This window comes from Enterobacter cloacae complex sp. S3 (assembly GCF_014930495.1).
GTDB lineage: Bacteria > Pseudomonadota > Gammaproteobacteria > Enterobacterales > Enterobacteriaceae > Enterobacter > Enterobacter asburiae_B.
Window position 1 is genome coordinate 175,098 of sequence record NZ_JADBRD010000009.1, and the last position, 25,387, is coordinate 200,484.

General features: G+C 60.1%; 7 protein-coding genes. 4 read left to right on the forward strand and 3 right to left on the reverse strand.

The features are described 5' to 3' along the window. Window positions 1–17 precede the first annotated feature (17 nt). The 3 genes from IM317_RS04770 (at window position 18) to IM317_RS04780 (ending at window position 21,552) form a co-directional block, all read left to right on the forward strand. On the forward strand, window positions 18–18,023 hold the full coding sequence (locus IM317_RS04770) for an Ig-like domain-containing protein (RefSeq protein ID WP_060568784.1): 18,006 nt from the start codon (window positions 18–20) through the stop codon (window positions 18,021–18,023). Between the two features lie 176 nt (window positions 18,024–18,199). Next, window positions 18,200–20,380: a type I secretion system permease/ATPase gene (locus IM317_RS04775; RefSeq protein ID WP_033145480.1), complete on the forward strand. Its 2,181-nt coding sequence runs from the start codon at window positions 18,200–18,202 to the stop codon at window positions 20,378–20,380. Further along, window positions 20,377–21,552: an HlyD family type I secretion periplasmic adaptor subunit gene (locus tag IM317_RS04780; RefSeq protein WP_033145481.1), complete on the forward strand. Its 1,176-nt coding sequence runs from the start codon at window positions 20,377–20,379 to the stop codon at window positions 21,550–21,552. The genes IM317_RS04775 and IM317_RS04780 overlap by 4 nt, the downstream gene beginning before the upstream one ends. Before the next feature lie 35 nt (window positions 21,553–21,587). On the opposite strand, the gene IM317_RS04785 is transcribed toward IM317_RS04780, so the two are convergent. Continuing rightward, window positions 21,588–22,472, reverse strand: coding sequence for a hypothetical protein (locus tag IM317_RS04785; protein WP_033145482.1), 885 nt, complete (start codon window positions 22,470–22,472; stop codon window positions 21,588–21,590). 276 nt (window positions 22,473–22,748) lie between these two features. Between IM317_RS04785 and IM317_RS04790 the strand changes: the two genes are divergently transcribed. Continuing rightward, on the forward strand, window positions 22,749–24,212 hold the full coding sequence (locus IM317_RS04790; protein ID WP_033145483.1) for an EAL domain-containing protein: 1,464 nt from the start codon (window positions 22,749–22,751) through the stop codon (window positions 24,210–24,212). Between the two features lie 28 nt (window positions 24,213–24,240). Here the strand turns inward: IM317_RS04790 and IM317_RS04795 are convergent, their stop codons facing one another. Together IM317_RS04795 and IM317_RS04800 are read right to left on the reverse strand one after the other, a co-directional pair. Then, complete coding sequence (locus IM317_RS04795; RefSeq protein ID WP_033145484.1) at window positions 24,241–24,513, reverse strand: YqjD family protein; 273 nt, start codon at window positions 24,511–24,513, stop codon at window positions 24,241–24,243. 119 nt (window positions 24,514–24,632) lie between these two features. Continuing rightward, on the reverse strand, window positions 24,633–25,301 hold the full coding sequence (locus tag IM317_RS04800; protein ID WP_045142955.1) for an epoxyqueuosine reductase QueH: 669 nt from the start codon (window positions 25,299–25,301) through the stop codon (window positions 24,633–24,635). Window positions 25,302–25,387: the final 86 nt, after the last annotated feature.

Sequence of the window (25,387 nt, forward strand, 5' to 3'; positions counted from 1 at the left end):
CCTGCAAGGAGAAGAATATGAGTAACATGAAAGTTGTTGATGTCATCATTCGCAAAACGGCGGAGAAAACGAAATTAACCGGCGAAGGAAATCTGTCGGTCTCTATTTCGTCGCCGAGCGTGATTGAAATCCAGGGCTCTGCTCAGGATGTGGTGCGTTATGTCCGCCAGGGTAAAGACCTCCTCATTTATATGAAAGATGGCAGCGTTATTCGCTGCAATAACTATTTTGTCGAAGATCCAGAAACGCATAATCAGTCAGAGCTGGTGTTCAACGACCGTCAGGAACTGACGCATATTTCTTTTGCCGATGCCGGGGAAGCGTCAGGCGCTGCGGTGACCGAGTTAACCGCGCAGGCCACACCGATTAGCAGCATTCAACCTTTCCTCGAGCAGGAAAGTGTTTTAAGCGACGCGCCGTGGGGCTGGATTGCGGGGGCTGCGTTAGGCGGCGGTGCCATCGGGGCACTGCTGGCAAACGGCGGTGACGGCGAAACTAAAACAAAAGTCATTGATAATACAAAAGACGTTGAAAGCGCGACGCCGACCTTCTTGCTGTCGGATAAAGCGGGTGACAAGCAGGGCGTGCTGAGCGCAAACGAGATCACGGACGACAGCAACCCAACCTTTAGCGGCACCGGCCAGCCGGGCGCGACCATCCAGATCAAAGACAGCAGCGGCAGCACCATTGCCAGCGCCATGGTCGGTAAAGACGGCACCTGGACGGTAATATTACCGACCCAGACGGACGGGGAACACACCTGGTCCGTCGTGCAGATCGACGGCAGTAAAACCACCTCTGCGGGCAGTATCACCGTGACGGTCTCTACCGCCGATGCCGCCATTACGCTGGCCACCACGGCGGGCGATAACGTGCTGAACGCCAGCGAGCAATCCGCGGGCTTTACGCTTTCCGGTGCCAGCAAAAACCTGGCGCAGGGTACCGCACTCACCGTGACGCTGAACGGCAAAACCTACGCGACTGAAGTCGGGGCAGACGGCGCGTGGAGTGTTAACGTGCCTGCAGCGGACGCGCAGGCGCTGGGCGACGGTACCTGGACGGTCAACGTGAGCGGTAAAGACGCGGCGGGTAACACCGTCAGCGGAAGCCAGACGATTGGGGTGGATACCACCGCGCCAACCCTCTCTGTCGATACTCTCGCGCAGGACAACATCATTAATGCGGCTGAGCACAGCCAGCCGCTGACCCTGACCGGTAAAACGAATGCGGAAGCCGGTCAGATCGTCACGGTCACGCTGAACGGTAAAAACTATAACGCCACGGTGGGCAGCGACGGCACCTGGTCCGTCACGCTTGATGTGAACGACGTGCAGGCGCTGAGTGAGGGTAATCACACCCTGACGGTTAACGTGAGCGACAAAGCGGGCAACGGCTCGTCCGTGACGGCAGATTTCACGGTGGATACCGCCGCGCCGATCGTCACCATCCATACCGTGGCGGGCGACGATATCCTCAATATCAGCGAGCAGGGCCAGGCGCACATTATTTCCGGCCTGGCGAGCGGTGCCGCCGCGGGCGATGTGGTCACCGTGACGCTTGGCGGCCAGACCTTCACCGGCGTGGTGCTGGCGGACGGCAGCTGGAGCGTGGGCGTTCCGGCGTCCGTGCTGGGCGCGCTGGGTGAAGGCAACCACACGCTTTCGGTTTCCGTCACTGACGCGGCAGGCAACACCGGCAGCGCCACGCACGGCATTACGCTGAGCGGACACCCGCCGGAATTTACGATTGACGCCATCAGCCAGGATAACGTCCTGAATGCCCAGGAGGCGATGCAGCCGCTGAGCCTGACCGGCACCAGCAACCTGCCGGACGGCTCCACCGTCACCGTGACGCTGAACAACGTCAGCTATCAGGCCACCGTCGAAAATGGTATCTGGGCTGTCCAGGTGCCGGTTTCCGACGTCCTGAATCTGGCGAACACGCTTTATACCGTCAGCGTCAGCGGGACCGACAGCGTGGGTAACAGCGGTTCTGCCGAGGCGAATCTGCTGGTGGATACCGTTCTTCCGCAGGTCATTATCAATACGTTTGCGGGCGACAACCTGGTCAATAACGCCGAAGCGGGCGTCGATCAAACCCTCAGCGGTCGCGTCACCGGCGCGGCGGCGGGCGATACCGTCTCCATCACCGCAGGCGGCAAGAGCTACACCGCAACGGTTGGCAGCGACCTGACCTGGAGCGTGAAAATCCCGTCAGCGGATCTTCAGGCGTTCGGCGACGGGGATTTAACCTTCACCGCGTCCGTCACCAACGGGCACGGCAATACCGGCACCGGCGAGCGTGATATCAATATCAACGCGGAGCTGCCGGGCCTGCGCGTGAACACCATTTCCGGCGATGACGTGATCAACGCCATCGAACAGCAGCAGGATCTGAGCGTCACCGGCTCCAGCACCCATCTGGCCGCGGGCACGCAGATTGTCGTCACCATCAACAATGTGGAGTACGTCACCGCGGTTAACGCCAGCGGCAGCTGGCAGATCGGCGTTCCGGCGGCGGACCTGCAGGCCTGGACGGCGGGCGGCATGACGGTTAGCGTCAGCGCGGTAGATGCCTGGGGCAATCCCGTTGCGGCTGAACACCCGATTGAACTCGATCTGAACGCCGTGGCGGTCACCATTGATACCGTCTCCGGCGATGACCTGCTGAATGCGGCAGAAAAAGGCGGTGATTTAACCCTTTCCGGCCAGACGCAGGGCGTGGAGGCGGGGCAGACCGTGGTGGTGAAATTCGCCGACCAGACCTTCACCGCGCAGGTGCAGCAGGATGGCTCCTGGAGCCTGACCGTACCCGCCAGCGCTATGGAAACCCTGATCGACGGGCGCGCGCAGGTGAGCGTCAGCGTCACTAACGTCAGCGGCAACAGCGCGGACGCCGCGCGCGTGGTCACGGTGGATACGCAGCCTCCGGCGATTACGCTCGATAACCTGACCGCCGACAACATCATCAATGCCGCTGAAGCGCAGCAGGATTTACTGTTAAGCGGCAGCAGCAGTGCGGAACCTGGCCAGACGGTCACCGTGACGCTGAACGGCAAAACGTATCAGACCACGGTTCAGGCGGACGGTACGTGGCAGCTGAGCGTGCCTGCGGCTGACGTGGGTGACCTTAACGACGGCATTGTGACCGTGACGGCCACCGTCAGCGACGTGGCGGGTAACGCCAGCAGCGCGGACCGCGTGGGTCTGGTGGACGCAACCGTACCGCAGGTGACCATTAACGACTTTGTCACCGACACCAACACCGTTAACCAGCTCGCCCATTCACAGGCGCAGATCCTGAGCGGCTCCGTCACCGGTGCGGCCGCGGGCGACCTGGTCACCATCACCATTAACAGCGTCGATTACACCACCGTGGTGGATGCGGCGGGGAACTGGAGCCTTGGCCTGCCGGCGTCCGTCGTGCAGGGACTGACTGACGGCACCTGGACCATCGACGTCTCCGTGACCGACAGGTCCGGCAACACCGGAAGCAGTTCGCTGGATGTGGTGGTGAATACCGTGACGCCTGTCATCGGTATCAACACGCTGGCGGCGGACGACGTGATCAACGCGACCGAGAAGGGCGAAGATCTGCTGCTCTCCGGCACCAGCAACCAGCCGGAAGGCACGACCATTACGGTGACCCTGAACGGCATTCAGTACACCGCCACCGCTGACGCCAGCGGTAACTGGAGCGTGACCGTACCAGCCTCCGCCGTAAGCGCGCTGGGAGAAGCCCATTACACCGTGACGGCGAGCGTCACGGATAGCGCAGGCAATAGCGCCTCAACCTCGCACGATGTGCTGGTGGACAGCTCCCTGCCGATAGTAACGATCGACACGCTGGCGGGCGACAATATCGTTAACGCAGCGGAAGTGGCGGCAGGGCAAACCCTGACCGGTAAGGTGACGAACGCGGCTTCAGGTGACACTGTCACCATTATCCTTGGCGGCCAGACGTACACAGCTACCGTGCAGGACGATCTGACCTGGAGCCTGCCGTTAAGCGAGAGCCAGTTAACCGCGCTCGGCAACGGCGACCTCACCGTATCCGCCAGCGTGACCAACGCGCACGGCAATACCGGCTCTTCTTCTCACGACTTCACCATCGACGCCCAGCTCCCGGGACTGCGTATTGATACCGTGGCGGGTGACGACGTAATTAACGTGATTGAACACGCTCAGAACCTGATTGTATCCGGTACCAGCACCGATCTGGCGGCGGGCAGCGCCGTGACCGTGACCATCAACGGCAAAGATTATTCCGCAACGGTACTGGCGGACGGCACCTGGCAGGCGGCGGTACCGGCGGCCGATGTCTCCCAGTGGGCGGACGGTTCGCTGGATATCAAGGCAAGCGCGCAGGATGCTTCCGGCAACCCGGTGACTATCGGCACCGTTGTGGACGTCGATCTCGCGCCTGTCGCCATCACCATCAGCAGCGTGACCGACGATAACGTGCTCAACGCGGCGGAAAAAGGCCAGGATCTGCTGCTTTCCGGCACCACCTCCAGCGTGGAAGCGGGCCAGACCGTGACTATTACCTTTGCGGGTAAAACCTATACCACGACGGTGGATGCTAACGGCGACTGGACCTGGACCGTTCCGGCAGCCGATTTGAGCGGCCTGAAAGACGGTGACGCCAGCGTGCAGGTAACCGTCACCAACGTGAACGGCAACGCGGCGTCTTCGGCGCAGGAATTCAGCGTCGACACTACCGCGCCGACGGTGACCATCAACACCATCAGCCATGACAATATGCTGAACGCGGCAGAGGCGGCGCAGAATCTGGCCCTGAGCGGCACCTCTACTGCCGAAGCGGGCCAGACGGTCACCGTGACCTTCAACGGCAATCAGTACACCGCGCAGGTGCAGGCGGACGGCAGCTGGACGCTCGACGTTCCGGCTGCGGATATGGCAGGCATCGCCGACGGCAGCGCGGCGGTCACGGCGACCGTGTCCGATAAGGCAGGCAACCCGGCCAGCGCGGGCTCCTCGGTGCTGGTCGACACCACCGTACCGCAGATTTCGTTCAACATCGTCGCGGGCGACGACGTCGTGAATATTGCCGAGCACGGCCAGGCGCTGATTGTCTCCGGTAAGGTCACGGGCGCGCAGGCGGGTGACGTGATTACCGTGACCCTGAACGGCAAAGACTACACCGCCATGCTGGACGCGTCCGGCAGCTGGAGCGTGGGCGTTCCGGCGGCGGACGTGGGCGCGCTGGTTAACGGCGAACAGACGATCTCCGCGACACTCACCGATAAAGCCGGTAACAGCACCGCCGCTACGCACGAGTTTGACGTTTCCCTGACCGCGCCGGTGGTTGCCATCAATACCCTGGCGGCTGACGACGTGATCAACGCGACCGAGAAAGGCCAGGATCTGCTGGTGTCCGGCACCAGCAACCAGCCGGACGGAACCACCATTACGGTGACCCTGAACGGTATCAGCTATACGGCCACCACCGACGCCAGCGGCAGCTGGAGCATCACCGTTCCGGCGGCAAACGTCTCCGCGCTGGGCGAAGCGAGCTACGTGGTGACGGCGAGCGTAACCGACGCGGCGGGCAACAGCGCGAGCACCGGCCACAGCGTGCTCGTCGACAGCGCGCTGCCGCAGGTCACCATCAACCCTGTCGCCACGGACGATGTCATTAACGCAGCGGAAGTGGCTGCCGGGCAGACCCTGAGCGGCAAAGTGAGCGGCGCGGCGAGCGGTGACACTGTCACGATTTCAATTGGCGGCAATACGTACACCGCGATGGTTCAGGACGATCTGAGCTGGTCGGTCAACGTGCCGTCCACGGTCTTAACCGCCATCGGTAACGGCGATCTGACCGTGTCAGCCAGCGTCACCAACGGCCACGGCAACACCGGAACCGGCGAGCGCGAAATCGTTATAGATGCTAACCTGCCTGGCCTGCGCGTGGATACCGTGGCGGGCGACGATGTCATCAACAGCATTGAGCACGCTCAAAACCTGATTATCACCGGCTCCAGCGAAGGCCTGGCAACGGGCGCGGCGTTAACGGTGACCGTCAACGGCAAAACCTACGCCGCAACCGTGCTGGCGGACGGCACCTGGACGGCGGCCATTCCGGCGGCAGACGTCAGCGCGCTGAATGCGGGCACGATTGCCGTGACCGTGGAAGGCCAGAGCGCGGCGGGCAATCCGGTTTCCATCAGCCACGACGTGAAGGTGGATCTGGCGGCAGTCGCCATCAGCATTAACCCGATTGCCTCGGACGACGTAATCAACGCGGCTGAGAAAGGCGCGGACCTGGTGCTGTCCGGCTCGACCTCCAACGTGGAAGAAAACCAGACCGTCACCATTACCTTCGGCGGCAAGTCGTACACCGCGACGGTCGATGCCGACGGCAACTGGACGGCGACCGTACCGTCCGCTGATTTGGGCAGCCTGAAAGACGGCGATGCCAGCGTGCAGGTGAGCGTCACCAACGTTAACGGCAACAGCGCGTCGGCAGGCCGCGAGTACAGCGTGGACGCCACCGCGCCGACGGTGTCTATCGAGATCGTCAGCGACAACAACATCATCAATGCGGCCGAAGCGCAGCAGGATCTGGTCGTTAACGGCGTGACCAACGCCGAAGCGGGCCAGACCGTCACCGTGACGCTGAACGGCCTGGACTACACCACCACCGTGCAGGCAAACGGCAGCTGGAGCGTGACCGTGCCGTCCGCGGATCTGAGCGGTATTACCGACGGCAACTACACCATCAGCGCCGCCGTGTCTGATAAGGCGGGCAACCCGGCCTCAGCGGATCGCGACGTGCTGGTCGATACCACCGTCCCGCAGCTGACCATCCACACCGTTTCTGACGACGACGTGATCAACAGCGCCGAGCATGCGCAGGCACTGATTGTCACGGGTTCCGTGACCGGTGCGGCGGCGGGCGATGTGGTCACCGTCACCCTCAACGGCAAATCGTACACCGCCACCCTGGATGCCTCAGGCAACTGGAGCGTGGGCGTGCCTGCGGCGGACGTTACCGCCCTGGCCGCAGGGGATTACACCATCACCGCGGCGCTGACCGATAAAGCGGGCAACAGCAACAGCGCCACGCACGGCGTAGAGGTGAACCTGACCGCGCCGGTGCTGACCATTGACACCGTTTCCGGTGACGATGCGATCAACAACGCCGAGAAAACCCAGGATCTGACGATCTCCGGTACGGCTTCCGGCCTGGCGGCAGGCGCGGTGGTGACCGTGATGCTGAACGGCAAAGCGTACAGCGCGCAGGTGGACGATAACGGAAAATGGACGACTACCGTTCCGGCGAACGAGGTTGGTCAGCTGGGCGAGGCGCTTTATACCGTCACCGCCTCAGCAACGGACAGCGTCGGCAACAATACCAGCGCGTCGCACACCGTGAACGTGGAATCCGTTCTGCCGGGCGTGATCGTCAACACCATTGCAGGTGACGACGTCATTAACGCGGCGGAGCTGGCAGCCGGGCAGACCATCAGCGGTAAGGTGGTGAATGCCGAAGCGGGCAACACCGTGACCGTGACCATTGGCGGCAACAGCTACACCGCCACGGTGCAGAGCGATCTCACCTGGTCCGTTAACGTGCCGGAATCCGTGCTGACCGCGCTGGGCAACGGCGATTTAACGGTGTCGGCCAGCGTCACGAACGGCGTGGGCAATAGCGGAACGGGCGAGCGCGAAATCGTGATAGACGCTAACCTGCCGGGCCTGCGCGTGGATACCGTGGCGGGTGACGACGTGATCAACAGCATCGAACACGGGCAGAATCTGATTATCACCGGCTCCAGCGACGGGCTGGCGGCTGGCGCGGCGCTGACCGTGACCGTCAACGGCAAAACCTACCCGGCGACCGTGCTGGCGGACGGCACCTGGAGCGCGGCGATCCCGGCGGCGGACGTGGGTGCGCTGGCCGCAGGCACGGTTACCGTGACCGTATCGGGCCAGAGCAGCGCCGGTAACCCGGTCTCCATCAGCCACGATGTGACGGTGGATCTGGCGAGCGTTGCCATCAGCATTGATGCCATCGCCACCGACGACGTGATTAACGCGGCCGAGAAGGGCGCGGATCTGGTGCTCTCCGGCACCACCTCGAACGTGGAAGCAAACCAGACCGTTACCATTACCTTTGGCGGCAAGAACTACACCGCCACGGTGGACGCCGACGGCAAATGGACAGCTACCGTGCCGTCTGCGGATCTGGCGGGCCTGAAAGACGGCGACGCCAGCGTGCAGGTGAGCGTCACCAACGTCAACGGCAACAGCGCCTCGGCGGGCCGCGAGTACAGCGTGGATGCGACCGCGCCGTCCGTGACCATTAATACCCTGGCGACCGACGATATTCTGAACGCCGCTGAAGCGCAGTCCGATCTGACCGTATCCGGCACCACCACCGCCGAAGCGGGCCAGACCGTGACCGTATCGCTGAACGGCAAAGACTACACCACAACCGTCAGCGCAGACGGCAGCTGGACGCTGAACGTCCCGGCGGCGGATCTGGCTGGATTAACCGACGGCAGCGTGACCGTCACCGCATCGGTCAGCGATAAAGCGGGTAACCCGGCGTCCGTGGATCACAACCTGACGGTAGATATCACCGCGCCTGCGGTGACCATCAATACCGTTGCGGGCGACGATGTCATTAACCTCGCAGAACACGGCCAGGCGCAAATCATCAGCGGCACCGCCACCGGCGCGGCAGCGGGCGATAAGGTGACCGTCACCATCGGCGGCCAGACCTACACCACCGTGCTGGACGCGGCGGGGAACTGGAGCGTGGGCGTACCGGCCAGCGTGATTTCCGGCCTCAGCGACGGCACCGTAACCGTAACGGCGTCAGTCACCGACGCGGCGGGCAACACCGGCACCGGCACGCATAACGTGACCGTCGATACCGGTCTGCCATCGGTGGCCTTCAACGCCATCAGCGATGACAACGTACTGAACGCCGTTGAAAAAGGTCAGGATCTGAGCGTCAGCGGCACCAGCGCCAACCTCGCGGAAGGCACCGTGGTGACCGTGACCCTCAACGGCAAAAACTATACAGCGACGACCGCGGCAGACGGCACCTGGAGCCTGACCGTTCCGGCAGCGGATCTGGCCGGTCTGGGTCAGGCCAACTATACCCTGAACGCGACCGCCACCAACGGCGTGGGCAACAGCGTGAGCAACACCGCGAACCTGCTGGTGGACACCGCGCTGCCAACCGTCACCATCAACACCGTGGCGGGCGACAACGTCATCAACGCGGCGGAAGTGGCGGCAGGCCAGACCCTGAGCGGTACCGTGGCGAACGCCGAAGCGGGCAACACGGTAACCGTGACTATCGGCGGCAACAGCTACACCGCAACGGTGCAGAACGACCTCACCTGGTCCGTGAACGTGCCGTCTGACGTGCTGACCGCGCTGGGCAACGGCAGCCTGAGCGTAACGGCGACCGTCACCAACGGCCACGGCAATACCGGCACCGGCGAGCGCGAAATCGCTATCGACGCTAACCTGCCGGGCCTGCGCGTCGACACCGTCGCGGGTGATGACGTGGTCAACACCATCGAACACGCGCAGAACCTGATCGTCACCGGCTCCAGCGACGGGCTGGCGGCAGGCACGGCGCTGACCGTCACCGTCAACGGTAAAACCTATGCGGCGACCGTACTGGCGGACGGCACCTGGAGCGCGGCGATCCCGTCCACCGACGTGAGCGCGTGGCAGGAAGGCACCGTCAAAATCAGCGTGACCGGCGACAGCTCTGCGGGCAACCCGATTACCATCAGCCACGACGTGACGGTAGATCTGGCGACCGTTGCCATCAGCATCAACGCCATCGCCACCGACGACGTAATTAACGCGGCAGAGAAGGGCGCGGATCTGGTGCTGTCCGGTGCGACCACCCACGTGGAAGCCGGGCAGACCGTGACCATCAGCCTGAACGGCAAAATCTACACAACTACCGTGGACGACAGCGGTAACTGGACCTACACCGTACCCTCTGCGGACCTGGTACACCTCAGGGACGGTGACGCCAGCGTGCAGGTGAGCGTCACCAACGTGAACGGCAACAGCGCCTCGGCGGGGCGCGAGTACAGCGTGGATGCGACCGCGCCGTCCGTGACCATTCATACCCTGGCGGCTGACGATATTCTGAATGCCGCAGAAGCGCAGTCCGATCTGACCGTATCCGGCACCACCAGCGCCGAAGCGGGCCAGACCGTGACCGTGACGCTGAATGGCAAAGACTACACCACAACCGCAGGCGCGGACGGCAGCTGGACGCTGAACGTTCCGGCGGCGGATCTGGCATCGCTCGGCGACGGCAGCGTCACCGTGACGGCGAGCGTCAGCGACAAGGCGGGCAACCCGGCGTCGGCGGATCGCAATCTGACGGTGGACGTGACCGTGCCTGCGGTGACCATCAACACCGTGGCGGGCGATGACGTCATTAACCTCGCAGAACACAGCCAGGCGCACATCATCAGCGGCACCGCCACCGGCGCGGCAGCGGGCGATAAGGTCACCGTCACGATTGGCGGCCAGACTTACACCACCGTGCTGGACGCGGCGGGGAACTGGAGCGTGGGCGTACCGGCCAGCGTGATTTCCGGCCTCAGCGACGGCACCGTGACCGTCACTGCGTCAGTCACCGACGCGGCGGGCAACACCGGCACCGGCAGCCATAACGTGACCGTCGATACCGGCCTGCCGTCCGTGGCGTTCAACGCCATCAGCGGCGACAACGTGCTGAACGCGGTGGAGAAAGGTCAGGACCTGAGCGTCAGCGGCACCAGCGCCAACCTCGCGGAAGGCACCGTGGTGACCGTAACCCTCAACGGCAAAAACTACGCGGCCACGACGGCGGCGGACGGCACCTGGAGCCTGACCGTTCCGGCAGCGGATCTGGCGGGTCTGGGCGAAGCGAATTACACCCTGAGCGCGACTGCAACCAACGGCGTGGGCAACAGCGTCAGTAATACGGCGACCCTGCTGGTGGACACCGCGCTGCCGACCGTCACCATCAATACCGTGGCGGGCGATAACGTCATCAACGCGGCGGAAGTGGCCGCGGGTCAGACCATCAGCGGTAAGGTAGCGAACGCGGAAGCGGGCAATACTGTCACCGTCACCATTGGCGGCAACAGCTACACCGCAACGGTGCAGAGCGATCTGACCTGGTCCGTGAACGTGCCGGAATCCGTCCTGACGGCGCTGGGCAACGGTGACCTGACGGTGTCAGCATCCGTCACCAACGGCCACGGCAATACCGGCGCGGGCGAGCGCGATATCACTATCGACGCCAGCCTGCCGGGTCTGCGCATTGATACCGTGGCGGGCGACGATGTGATCAACAGCATCGAGCACGGGCAGAACCTGATCGTTACCGGCTCCAGCGACGGGCTGGCGGCAGGCACCACGCTCACCGTGACCGTCAACGGCAAAACCTATGCGGCCTCCGTGCTGGCAGACGGCACATGGAGCGCGGCGATCCCGGCGGCGGACGTCGGGGCCCTGGCTGCGGGCACGGTCACCGTGACCGTTGCAGGCCAGAGCGCGGCGGGCAACCCGGTGACCATCAGCCATGACGTGACCGTCGATCTGTCAGCGGTGGCTATCAGCATCGATGCGATTGCCACCGACGACGTGATTAACGCGGCGGAGAAAGGCGCGGATCTGGTGCTGTCCGGCAGCACCTCGAACGTGGAGGAAAACCAGACCGTTACCATCACCTTCGGCGGCAAGACGTACACCGCGAAAGTCGATGCCGACGGTAACTGGACGGCCACCGTGCCGTCTGCGGATCTCGCGGGCCTGAAGGACGGCGATGCCGGCGTGCAGGTGAGCGTCACCAACGCGCACGGCAACAGCGCCTCGGCGGGCCGCGAGTACAGCGTGGACGCCACCGCGCCAGCCGTGAGCATCGATACGGTCGCAGGCGATAACGTGATTAACGCCAGCGAAGCGGCTGCGGGCGTGGCCATTTCCGGCACCACCACGGCGGAAGTCGGTCAGACGGTCACCGTGACGCTGGGCGGGAAGAGCTATACCGCGCAGGTGCAGCAGGGCGGCATCTGGAGCGTGAACGTGCCGGGCACAGACCTGTCCGCACTGGCGGATAACGGCTACACCGTGCAGGTCAGCGTGAGCGACGCCGCGGGTAACCCGGGCAGCGCGGGCAAAGCGATTACGCTTGATACCACGCCGCCGACCGTCAGCTTTAACGCCGTCGCGGGCGATGACGTCATCAACAGCGTGGAGCACGGGCAGGCGCAGATCGTCAGCGGCACGGCAACCGGCGCGAGCGTCGGCGATAAGCTGGTCATCACCATCGGTTCGAACCAGTACACCACCACCGTTGACGCCAGCGGTAACTGGAGCGTGGGCGTGCCGGCCAGCGTGATTTCCGCGCTGACCGACGGCACCGTGACCCTCAGCGCGACGATTACCGACAGCGCGGGCAACAGCAGCACCCAGACCCACGACGTGGTAGTGAACACGGCCTCCGTGGCGCTGACCATCAATACCCTCAGCGGCGATGACGTCATCAACGCGGCTGAAGCCGGTTCGCCACTTGTGATTAACGGCTCCAGCGCCCAGTTCGCCAGCGGGACGCAGGTCACCGTGACGCTGAACGGCAAGAGCTATACGGCCACCATCCAGAGCGACGGCAGCTGGACGACCACCGTACCTGCCGCCGACGTGGGCGCCCTGGCCGATGGCGCGAGCTACCAGGTGTCCGTCTCGGCACAGGACAGCGCGGGCAACAGCGCGTCGGCGACGCACGGCATCAGCGTGGATACCACCGCGCCGGTCGTGAGCATTGCGACGCTGTCGGGTGACGACATGCTGAACGCGCTTGAAGCGCAGCAGCCGCTGACCGTGCACGGATCTTCCAGCGCGGAGGCGGGTCAGACCGTCACCGTGACGCTGGGCGGCAAAACCTACACTGCCACCGTCGCGAACGACGGGACGTGGACGCTGGATGTTCCGGCAGCCGATCTGGCCGCGCTGAGCCAGGGCGCGCTGACGGTGACCGCCTCGGTCAACGATAAAGCGGGTAATAACGGCCAGACCACGCACACCTTAACGGTCGATACCGTCGCGCCAACCGTGACCATCAGCACCGTGGCCGATGACGATATCGTCAACAACGCGGAGCAGCTGGCGGGCCAGACCATCAGCGGCACCACCACGGCGGAACAGGGCCAGACGGTGACCGTCTCCTTCAACGGGCACAGCTATCAGGCGACCGTCGGGGCGGACGGTTCGTGGTCGGTCTTCGTGCCGGGCCGTGATTTCCTCGGCCTGAGCGACGGGGATTACACCATCACCGCTTCGGTAAGCGACAGGGCGGGCAACCCGGGCAGCGCGACGCACGACGTGACGCTGAACGGCGATGTCCCAACCATCACCATCAACACTTTTGCGCAGGACGATATCGTCAACGCCGCCGAGCACGGCACGCCGCTGGTCGTCAGCGGCACCACCGACGCCCCGGCGGGCCAGACGGTGACCATCACGCTGAACGGTAAAACCTACACGGCGACCGTCCAGAATGACGGCAGCTGGAGCTATACGGTGGGCAGCGCAGACGTGGCCGCGCTGGCGGACGGCGGTTCGTACGTCATTAACGCGCAGGTCAGCAACACCATCGGCAACAGCGGCAGCGATAACCACACCGTGACCGTGGATCTCACCGCGCCGTCGATGGGCATCAGCATTGATTCGCTGCAAAACGACACCGGCCTGAGCGCGAGTGATTTCATCACCAACGATAGCCAGGTGGTGGTCAACGGCTCGCTGACCGCGCAGCTCGGCAATAACGAGAAGGCGCAGATCAGCCTTGACGGCGGCACCACCTGGATTGACCTGACCGTGACCGGCACCACCTGGCGCTACTCCGATGGCCGCACCCTGACGGACGGTACGTATCAGTATCAGGTGCGCGTTATCGATAACGCGGGCAACGTGGGGGCGACGGACAGCCAGGACGTGGTTATCGATCAGACGAAGCCTGCGGCGACGACCATTACTGTGGATTCCATCACCCAGGATACGGGTCTGTCCGGCAGCGACTTTATCACCAGCGACAGCCAGATCAGCCTGAAAGGGACGCTCGGCGCGGCGCTGGGCAGCGGCGACCACGCGCAGATCAGCCTCGACGGCGGCGTTACCTGGACAGACGTCAGCGTCAGCGGCCTGAGCTGGACCTATGTCGATGGCCGCACGCTGGCCGACGGGGATTATAACTACCAGCTGCGCGTGATTGACGACGCGGGCAATATCAGCGCCACCGCCAGCCAGGTGGTGACCATTGATACGGTTGCGCCGGACGCCAGCAAAACCATCGCCATCGACAGCATCAGCGACGATACCGGCCTGAGCGGCAGCGACTTTATCACCAACGATACGTCCCTGACGCTGCACGGCTCGCTCGGCGCGACGCTGGCCGACGGCGAATATGCCCAGATCAGCATCGACGGCGGCGTCACCTGGCAGAACGTGATTGTCACCGGCAACAGCTGGTACTACGTCGATAGCCGCACGCTGGGTAACCAGACCTATGACTACTACGTTCGCGTGGTGGATGCGGCGGGCAACGTGGGGGCCAGCGCCCATCAGCAGGTGACCGTCGATACGGTCGCCCCGGATGCGGCGATTACGGTGACCGTGGATAACATTACCGTGGATACCGGCTTCGACAATAACGACTTCCTGACCAGTTCGACCTCGTACACGCTGCACGGAACGCTCGGCGCAGAGCTTGGCGCGGGTGAATTCGTGCAGGTGAGCATGGACGGCGGCAGCACCTGGGTGTACGCCACCGTCAGCGGTACGCAGTGGAGCTACAGCGACACGCGTACCCTGACCGACGGCAGCCATAACTACCAGGTGCGGGTCGTCGACCAGGCGGGGAATGTCGGGGCAACCACCTCGCAGGCGGTGACGGTGGATACGCAGGCGCCGCAGTACGGCATCACCATCGACAGCATCAGCGAAGATACCGGCCAGTCCGGGAGTGATTTCATCACCATGGACACCACGCTGACCATCAACGGTTCGCTGGGCAGCGCGCTGGCAAACGACGAGCGCGTACAGATCAGCCTGGACGGCGGGAACACCTGGTCAGACGCCACGGTCACCAACCAGCGCTGGAGCTACACCGATACCCGCGATCTGCCTGACGGGGACTACACCTACCAGGTGCGGATTATCGACCAGGCGGGCAACGTCGGCTCCATCGCCTCTCAGGTGGTGACGGTAGACACCACGCCGCCAACCACCGTAGGCACGGTAGTGAGCTATACCGACGGCGAAGGCGAGCGTCAGGGGACCTTTGGCAGCGCGGTGGCAACGGACGATAACTCGCCGCTGATCAACGGCACGCTTAACCGCGCCCCGGACGACGGTGAAATTGTGCAGCTCTATCGTGACGGAGTCCTGCTCGGCCAGGTGACCATGAACGGCAGCGCAAGCTGGTCCTTCCAGGACAACGGCCTCAGCGACGGCAACCACACCTACATTGTGCGCGTCACCGACAGGGCCGGTAACTACACGGAATCCGACGGCTTTGTGCTGAACGTTGATACCAGCATCCCGACCACCACGGCGGCGATTACCGCGCAGACCACGTCGGACACCACGCCGATCGTCAGCGGTACCGTCTCCGCTGACCTGGTGAACGGTGAATACCTGGTGGTAACGGTAAACGGAAAAACCTACACCTCCCAGACCGGCGGTGCGGTGGTGGTCGATCCGGATCACAACACCTGGTATCTGCAGATCCCGGACGGCGATGCGCTGAGCGTGTCGAGCTACAGCGTGACGGCGCAGGTGAAGAGCAGCGCGGGGAACGGTAATACCACCGGTACGGCGACCGGCAGCCTGGTGATTGATACCACCTCGGTGAATACCGACTGGGCAACCACGGCGGGGAACAGCAACAACTCCACCATGACCCTCGGCATGAACAGCAGCGGTCTGTGGAATATCATTGCTAACGGCCAGTCATACTCCAGCAGCGATAGCTCGACCTATGCCGGAAATGCGCTGACCAACACCCGCGGCTATTACGTGGTGAGCCAGACCGCCGCCGACTTTGACCGTAACGGCACGCAGGATATCTTCGCGACGGAAAATACCTACGCCGGGTCAACGCAGGTGATGTGGACCTACGATGGCAGCACCTATAACGCCAGCCAGCTGGCGATGGGCACCACCATCTGGTACGGCGGCGTGATTGCCTACGACAAAACCGGCGATGGCTATCTGGATCTGGCGTACGGTGATGCCGGCATGGACTCACTGACCTACCTGGTGAACAACAACGGCGTTCTGTCGCCGGACGGCACCGGTGGCGAAGGCGGTTTCTACGGCCAGTTCGATTCCGGGCGTGAAATCTCCGGCGTCGACCTGAACAACGACGGCACGGTGGATATCGTTCAGCACACCAACCGCAGCGGCGCGTACTCGTTAACCGTGATCAACAACAACGGTAACGGCACGCTCTCTATCGGTCAGAACCTGACCAACGTGTTTGTGGCAAACGCCTCGAATACCACCACGGCGGCGTCCATGACGTGGGCGGACTTCAACGGCGATGGCTACATGGATCTGTACCTGGGCAGCAGCTACAACAACAACGGCGGGGTGATCTACTACAACGACGGTACCGGGAAGCTCTCTGCCACCAAGAGCGCGGTGGAAGCCTCTAACGCCACGGCGGGGTATCTGTCGGTGGCGGTGGACTGGAACGGTGACGGGCAGATGGACATCATCAAGCTCAGCACCTACGGCGGCTCGCAGACGGCGACCCTGTTCACCAACAACGGTTACGGTTCCACCTGGACCTCCAGCCAGCTGGCGTCCGGAATTGCCTACGCGACCGGCGTGGCGGCGGTGGACTACAACTGGGACGGTGCGCAGGATCTGCTGGTCTCTCAGCAGAACGGCAAGGTGGTGCTGGTGCAAAACAGCAAAACCATTGCTGACGGCACCGCGATGCACCTGCACATTGTCGACAGCGAGGGCATCAACGCCTACTACGGCAACACGGTTAATCTGTACAACGCCGCGGGCGTGCTGGTGGCCTCGCAGATCATCAACGCCCAGTCAGGTATCGGGTCGAACGATACCTCTGCGCTGGTGAGCTTCTACGGTCTGGATCCGAATGAAACCTATTCGGCCGAAATCCTGAAGATCACCAACGGCGTGTCGGATAACGTCACCTGGAGCGGTCTGGAGGCGGGCAACGGCAAAGAGGGCTACGTCCTGACGGCCGAAGCCGCCACCGGCGGACACAGCGGGACCATCACCGGGACCGGGTATAACGACACCTTTATCGCAGAGAACGGCACCTATACCTACAACGGCTCCGGCGGCTGGAATACCCATTCCGACTACGACACCTGGAGCAACACCGGCGGGATGGACGTGGTGGATTACCGCAATGCGACCTCCGGCGTGACCGTTGATTTGCGCCTTTCTACCGCGCAGGACACCGGGTTCGGAACGTCACGACTGCTCAACATTGAGGGGATCAACGGCTCGGACTTCGACGATGTCATTACCGGCAACAGCGGTGATAACCAGTTCGAAGGCCGCGGCGGGAACGACACCTTCAACATCGGCAGCGGCGGTCACGATACGTTGCTCTACAAGCTGATCAACGCCTCGGATGCAACGGGCGGTAACGGCCACGACGTGGTGAACGGCTTTACGATCGGCACCTGGGAAGGGACCGCGGACACGGATCGCATTGATCTGCGCGATCTGCTCTCCGGCAGCGGCTATACCGGCACGGGCTCGGCGAGCTACGTGAACGGCGTCGCCACCCTGGACAGCAGCGCGGGCAATATCAGCGATTATATCCGCGTGGTGCAGAACGGCAGCAATACCGAGATCCAGGTTGACCTGGACGGTACCGGCGGTCAGTTCTCGCCAACCACGCTGGTGACCCTGAACGGCGTGCAGACGGATCTGGCGACGCTGCTGGCGAACCATCAGCTGTTAATTGCGTAAAACAACGCCGCGGGGAGCGATCCCCGCGGCCTTTTGCGTTTCTTTACATGAATAGCCATAACCCTATATTTCACATGATTATTTTGCGGGCTCGTTTAGAAAGCGTTCGATTTTTAATCATTCCGTAAAGGTATCATTTCAGTGCGAAATTACCGCTCTGGACAGGACGTAGCATTATGAAGACACATCCACAGTACGAACCCTGGCTGCAGGGCATGCTCATCATCGCGAAACACTACCGGCTGGACTTTTCGGCGGAGCATGTTCGGGTCACGATTAACCATGAAAGCCAGTCTCCGCGCCAGCTGGTGCTGGAGGAGATGGCGCGCCAGCTTGGGCTGGGGATGCGTATGGTGGCGGCTGAAGCGGTATCCCTCGATCCGTGGCGCCTGCCGCTGCTGGCGGAATTCACCGGCGGACAAATCGCGGTCATTAACCGCATGGACAGCGAAGGCAACGTCAGCCTGCAGTTTAGCGGCGACGCGGGGCTGGAGACGACGCTGACGCGTGACGAACTCGGGGCGCGGTTAAAGGGGCTGATGGTGTTGCGCCCGCTCGAATCCACGCCGGATGCCCGCGTGGACGACTACATCAAACCCTATGAGAAAAACTGGTTCTGGCAGCTGGCGCTGAAGGACTGGCGACGCTATAGCGACATTATGCTGGTGGCGCTGGTGGCCAACGTGCTGGCGCTCTCCGGCATGGTCTTCTCCATGCAGGTGTACGACAGGGTGGTGCCATCGCAGTCGGAAGCCACGCTGTGGGTGCTGTTTGGCGGCGTGATGATCGCCATCGTGTTCGAATTCATCATGCGCATGCTGCGCGTGCATATTTCTGACGTGGTGGGGAAACGCGCCGACCTGCGCATCTCTGAACGCGTGTTTGCCCACGCGCTGCGGATTAAAAACGGCGCGCGCTCCAAATCAACCGGATCCTTTATCGCCCAGATCCGCGAGCTGGAGTCGGTGCGCGAGCTCATTACCTCGACCACCATTGCGGCGATTTCCGACCTGCCGTTCTTCCTGCTGTTCGTCTTTATTCTGTGGATGATTGGCGGGCCGCTGGTGCTGGTGGTCCTGCTCGCCGTGCCGCTGCTGCTCATCCCCGGCCTGCTGGTGCAGCGCCCGCTGGGGAAACTCTCCAGCGAAGGGATGCGTGAATCCGCCATCCGTAACGCCACGCTGGTGGAAGCGGTGCAGGGCATTGAAGACATCAAGCTGATGCGCGCCGAGCAGCGTTTCCAGAACCAGTGGAATAACACCAACGACGTTGCCGCCAGCGTCGGCATGAAGCAGCGCTGGCTGACGGGGTTACTGCTGACCTGGACTCAGGAGGTGCAGTCCATCGTCTACGCGGTGGTGCTGCTGGTGGGCTGTTACCTGGTCATCAGCGGCGACATGACTACCGGTGCGCTGGTGGGAACCTCGATTCTGGCGTCGCGCACCATCGCGCCGCTGTCGCAGATCTCAGGCGTGCTGTCGCGCTGGCAGTCGGCAAAAGTGGCCCGCAAGGGGCTGGACGACCTGATGCAGCGCCCGATTGACGATCCGCAGCACGGCAAGAAGGTGCATAAAGCCCACCTGCGCGGCGACTATGCGCTTGAGGACGTCGGGTTTTATTACGACGAGGAAGAAAAACTCACCGTGCTCAATATCGGCAAGCTGCAGATCCGCGCCGGAGAGCGCGTGGCGGTGCTTGGGCGCAACGGCTCCGGTAAAAGCACGCTGCTGCAGCTGCTGGCGGGCATGCAGGAGCCGCAGCAGGGCAGCATCCTGCTCGACGATATCGCCCTCAATCATCTGGACCCGGCCGACCTGCGCCGCGACATGCAGCTGCTCAGCCAGCAGGCCCGGCTGTTCTTTGGCTCCGTGCGGGACAACATCCTGATGGGGAACCCGTTAGCCACCGACGATGAGATTCATCAGGCGCTGGTCAACAGCGGCGCGCTGGAGTTTGTGCGCAAGCAGAAAATGGGGCTGAACTACATCATCAACGAGGGCGGGGCTGGCCTCTCCGGCGGACAGCGTCAGGCGCTGCTGCTGGCGCGAGCCCTGATTACCTCGCCGACTATCCTGCTGCTGGATGAGCCTACGGCCTGGCTGGACGAAATGAGCGAGAAGCAGTTTATTCAGCATCTTCACAAATGGCTGGGTAAACGCCGGACGCTGGTCGTGGCGACGCATCGCCTGCCGATCCTGGACCTGGTCGACCGCATCATCGTGCTGGAAAACGGCAAGGTGGTGATGGACGGCCCGCGCGATGCGATCCTGCACCAGCACGGTATGGCGCCGCAGAAAGCCGCGCAGCGCACCGTGACCATGAAGCCAGCGGCGGTTGTCGAGGAGGGCGCGGCATGAATGATTTCTCTCGTTTCAATAGCCGACTGAAGGAGCCGCGCCTGCCGCGCTCGTCGCTGGTGGCATGGTCCCTGTTCGCGCTGCTGGCGGTGTTTATCGCCTGGGCAAGCCTGTTCCATCTGGATGAAGTGACGACCGGCAGTGGCAAGGTCATACCGTCTTCGCATGAGCAGGTCATCCAGTCTCTGGAAGGCGGCATCATCCACAGCCTGATGGTGCGCGAAGGCGATATCGTGGAACGCGGGCAGAAGCTCGCGCAGCTTGACCGGACAAAAACCGAGTCGAGCGTGCTGGAGAGCGAGTCTCGCCTGAATGCGGCGCTGGCAACCGCTGCGCGCCTGAAGGCCGAGGTGAACGACACGGGGCTCGCGTTTCCGGAGGAGCTGGATGACGACGTTGAGCTGGTCAAACAGGAAACGGCGCTCTACCAGTCCCGTCGTGAAAGTCTCGAAAAAGGGCTGGCCGGCTTGCGTCAGGGCGCCGAGCTGGTGCAGCGCGAGCTGTCGTTAACTCGTCCACTGGTGACCCAGGGGGCGGCCAGCAAGGTTGAGGTGTTACGTCTTGAGCGTCAAAAAAATGAGCTTGAGAATAAAATCACCGAGATGAAAAACCAGTATTACGTTCGCGCCCGTGAGGAGCTGGCGAAAGCCAATGCGGAGATTGAGGCCCAGCGTTCGGTGATGAAAGGGCGTGAGGACTCCCTGACCCGACTGACCTTCAATGCCCCGGTTCGCGGGATCGTGAAGGATATTGACGTCACGACCGTGGGAGGCGTTATCCCGCCGAACGGCAAGCTAATGAGCCTTGTCCCGCTTGACGATCAGATGGTGGTCGAAGCGAAAATCTCGCCGCGCGATGTGGCGTTTATTCATCCCGGCCAGAAAGCGCTGGTGAAAATTACGGCCTATGACTACTCCATTTACGGCGGGCTGGAAGGGGAAGTGACGATGATTTCGCCGGACACCCTGCAGGATGAGGTGAAAAGGGATGTCTATTACTATCGCGTCTATATCCGTACCGACAGTAACCATCTGACCAATAAGCAGGGTCAGGAATTTCCGGTCTTTCCGGGCATGATTGCCACCGTTGATATTAAAACCGGCAGCAAAACCATTCTGGATTATCTGTTGAAACCGCTGAACAAGGCAAAAGAGGCGCTGCGGGAACGATAGGGAAATGGCGTTCGGAACTCCGAACGCCTGCTGGATTATACGGTTGACGTCACGTTGTGAGCGTGGCGTCGCTCTTTAGGCACAACGTTGATGTAATGCGTAACATACGCAAAATATAAACCGGCATAATTTTCGACAAGGTCGATAAACGCCGGGTATATCGACATCCGACCATCACCACGATCTTTAAGATAACCCGCCTCTTGTGCCGACTTGACAATTCGGTTGACGTGGATGCGCGAAACAAAAAATTCCTTTGCGAGCGTGCTGGCTGAATAGTCAATGACCGCACCGTGAGCGGATTTATTTTTCATGGCCTGCAGATAGATATAAAGCATAATCATACGGCCGCCATCTTTATCGATAAATAATCCCACCTCAGGCAACACCTTTCTGAACGTTAATCCCCGAAAAAGATATTCAGCCGCGCGGCGGAAAAAGTTGTTTCTCAAAATATCATTATCCAGCAGGTTAACATTAATATTAAATGCCGGATAAAGAATGCTGACGGGCAAAAAAGCGCCGGACATATAACGCTTAAGTTCATTCAAGCCTTTTTCGGTTGGCGCGATTCTCGTTTTGCGTCGGTCATCCGTGCAGCGCCAGGTCCTGATGCGCCCGGTGGTTCTCAGTATCGTAATGATCGCAATCACGCTGTTGGGGCTGGCTATTTTATAGCGAGAGCATAACTCTTTAATCTCTGAAACTGACTCGGCCTGATTTCCAAAAATAAAACAACACATGGAGAGGATAATGTTAAACCGTGATTCCTGCAGCATTGTCTTGTAGAACAAAGGTTGTTTTTTGTAGATGGTGTCATTAATTGTGTAGTGCTCTAATATTGCCTCACCGAATCGCGGATTGTTCTTTATAACATCCCTTCGATGTAGCAAGGCCCTGGATGAGATGTGATTATCCATAGCATTTTTCTCGTATTTGAATGAGCCGATAGATGAAGTGTCCACTCTTCTTTTTCGGAATTTTCATTATACCCTGAGAATAAGATATTTGCCGTTGTTATTTGCAAAGAAAAGTATATTTAAACGACGGTGATTAACGCAAAGATGTTCCTGTGAGTTCAGCGGATAACTGTTTCTTACCCTGAGGCTGTACTGTAAAATTAATGTTTATAACAGGTGCGTTAAATTTTACGTATTCACAAATGGAAATGGTGCCTCAGTGCCCAGGAGCAGTTTATGACCCACACAATTTCTCTCAGAAATGAGGCGTGCGATGAACATAAATTTGTCATCTCCGCCTGCGGTTTTACGTTCCAGGGATATCGTCTGATCCTTAACCAGTACGGAATACAGGCTTCGCATATTCACTTTGACGGGGATGAGGTATCCCAACAGGATCTTGAAAATATCCTTATAAATCAGAATGCTCATATTGTGGTGTTTCTCGGAAAAGGTATCGTCAGTCTCCTGGAGAGCCTGAAGAGACTGGCGTCCGTACTCAATGCACTTCCCGTTATTCGACGCGTCACCCTGTATGGCGACCTGCCGGATGGCTGGCTATATCGCACCCTGGGCACGCTTTTAAATAATAGCTATCAATTATCATTGATTCGACTGGCCCGCGTTTCAGATGTCATAACCTGTATTCATACACACCATCATGTTTTTAAAGATCGTTCGTACGTATTACGCGATCGCTACAAGGATAATTCTTCGCAAGAAACCGTAAAGTGGCTAACAAAAAGAGAAATTGACGTTTTATTAAATTTCTACCGCGGCATGTCCGTAAAAGAAATGTGCGACGAAATGGGGCTTTCTAATAAAACGGTTTATACCCACCGTAAGGAAGGCGTGCTGAAATTACGCTTAATTAAGCGGTGGCTAAACGATTCGCACAATTTCAGCGCGGAAAGACGTATCAAGCGGCGGAACCAAAATACGGATTTTACGGATGAAGAATCAGAAATTTTTAATGCATTATATAAAAAAGAGATCTTCCCCGCTTATCAGATCATTACCGATCGTGACAAAAAGGGCGTAGGCTTTGAGATACTGATCCGCTGGAATAAAAACGGTAAAATTGTCAAGCCGGCCAGTTTTCTCACGGATATTTCAAATCATGAAATATGGTTGAAAATAACGGCGTTAGTCATCCATGCCGCCGTGTCAGGGATTAATAAGTATAATGGAAAATACTATTTTTCTGTGAATATTCCGCCTCGTCTGGCTTCCGGAAATGCATTGCCTGATATGGCAAAGAAAGCTATCGACATGCTGCTCAAGCCGCAGTGGGCCGAAAAGCTGGTATTTGAATTTGCTGAAGATATTGACGTGACGAAGGACAAAAGGATCCCTGAAACCATGCGGCACTTGCGTAATACGGGGTGTCGATTGTTTCTGGATGACTGCTTCTCTAACCATCAAACCATGTTCCCGGTGCGGCAGGTGCATTTTGATGGACTCAAGCTGGATCGCGACATCGTTGAGCATTTTGTGGCAAACGACAATGACTATAACCTGATTAAAGCGCTACAGATTTATAGCGACATGACCGGAACGGACTGTATTGCCGAGGGGGTTGATAGTGAAGAAAAGTTTGAAAAATTAGTCGCGCTGGGCGTCAAAAACTTTCAGGGGTATTATTTATCGCGTGCCGTGAAAGAGGAGGAGTTAGACCGCATGGTCAGAATGTTTAGCTAAGAAAAATAAAGCCCCGAAGGGCCTTTTATTATTTTCGACCCAGCAGAAGGCCGAGAACAATACCGACCGCACCCGCTGCGACGAGGCCGGTGAGGGGGTTATTTCTGACAGCTTCAGTGACGTCGGAAACGGCATCGCTGGCCTGCGCGGCATATTTTCTGGCCGCACCTTTTACCTGATGCTTTGGTGAATCAACGAATTCACCAAACTGCTGCTGCGCTGAACCTGTAAGCTCGTCAAATTTATTTTTAGCTTTATCTTCAGCAAACTGGGTGTTTTTATCAGTACCGAAATCAGACATTTTTGCCTCCTTTTGTTGATTATTAAAGGATAGCCGCTCTTTGTGGATGTGGGAGACGTTAGGCTAAATTCGGTACACGTCAGGGCTGTTTTCGGATATATCTCTATACCGGGAGCCCGTTATTTTTCATTGTCATCCTGACCGTAATACAGTTTCCCTATGCGAATCAGCGGGCGGCCCTGAGACTTACGATGCAGGTTACTGTCCCTGAGCGAATAAACGCACCCGCAGTATTCCTGCTGGTAAAACTGCTCCCGCTTGCTGATCTCAATCATGCGAGAGGAGCCGCCCTGTTTACGCCAGTTATAGTCCCAGTAAACCATACCCGGATAGCGCGCGGCAGCACGCTGGCCGCAGTCATTTATCTGCTGCATGTTTTTCCAGCGGGAGATCCCCAGCGAGCTGCTGATGACGCGGAATCCATTTTCTGCCGCATAGAGCGCCGTACGCTCGAAACGCATATCGAAGCACATGGTGCAGCGGACGCCGCGCTCGGGTTCCCATTCCATGCCTTTTGCACGCTCAAACCAGTTATCGGTGTCGTAATCGGCATCAACAAACGGCACGCCGTGTTTTTCCGCAAAGCGAATATTCTCCTCCTTCCGAATGAGGTATTCCTTTTGTGGATGGATATTGGGGTTGTAGAAGAAAATCGTGTAGTCAATCCCCGAAGCCTGGATAGCCTCCATCACTTCACCCGAGCAGGGGGCGCAGCAGGAGTGCAACAGCAGCCTGTCGGCACCGTCTGGCAGGGAAAGTTGTGGTCGGATAAAAGGGGCTGTCGTCATGGCGTTCTGCAATATGTTTATGAAATTTATGGAAGGGTAGCATAAATTCATCATCTGTTGAGACGGGATCAAGGCAGGACAGAGCG

What these genes read in the sequence shown, in the direction of transcription:
- IM317_RS04770 (WP_060568784.1), top strand. Translation starts at nt 18, where the DNA reads ATGAGTAACATGAAAGTTGTTGATGTCATCATTCGCAAAACGGCGGAG.
- IM317_RS04775 (WP_033145480.1), top strand. Translation starts at nt 18,200, where the DNA reads ATGAAGACACATCCACAGTACGAACCCTGGCTGCAGGGCATGCTCATC.
- IM317_RS04780 (WP_033145481.1), top strand. Translation starts at nt 20,377, where the DNA reads ATGAATGATTTCTCTCGTTTCAATAGCCGACTGAAGGAGCCGCGCCTG.
- IM317_RS04785 (WP_033145482.1), bottom strand. Translation starts at nt 22,472, where the DNA reads ATGGATAATCACATCTCATCCAGGGCCTTGCTACATCGAAGGGATGTT.
- IM317_RS04790 (WP_033145483.1), top strand. Translation starts at nt 22,749, where the DNA reads ATGACCCACACAATTTCTCTCAGAAATGAGGCGTGCGATGAACATAAA.
- IM317_RS04795 (WP_033145484.1), bottom strand. Translation starts at nt 24,513, where the DNA reads ATGTCTGATTTCGGTACTGATAAAAACACCCAGTTTGCTGAAGATAAA.
- IM317_RS04800 (WP_045142955.1), bottom strand. Translation starts at nt 25,301, where the DNA reads ATGACGACAGCCCCTTTTATCCGACCACAACTTTCCCTGCCAGACGGT.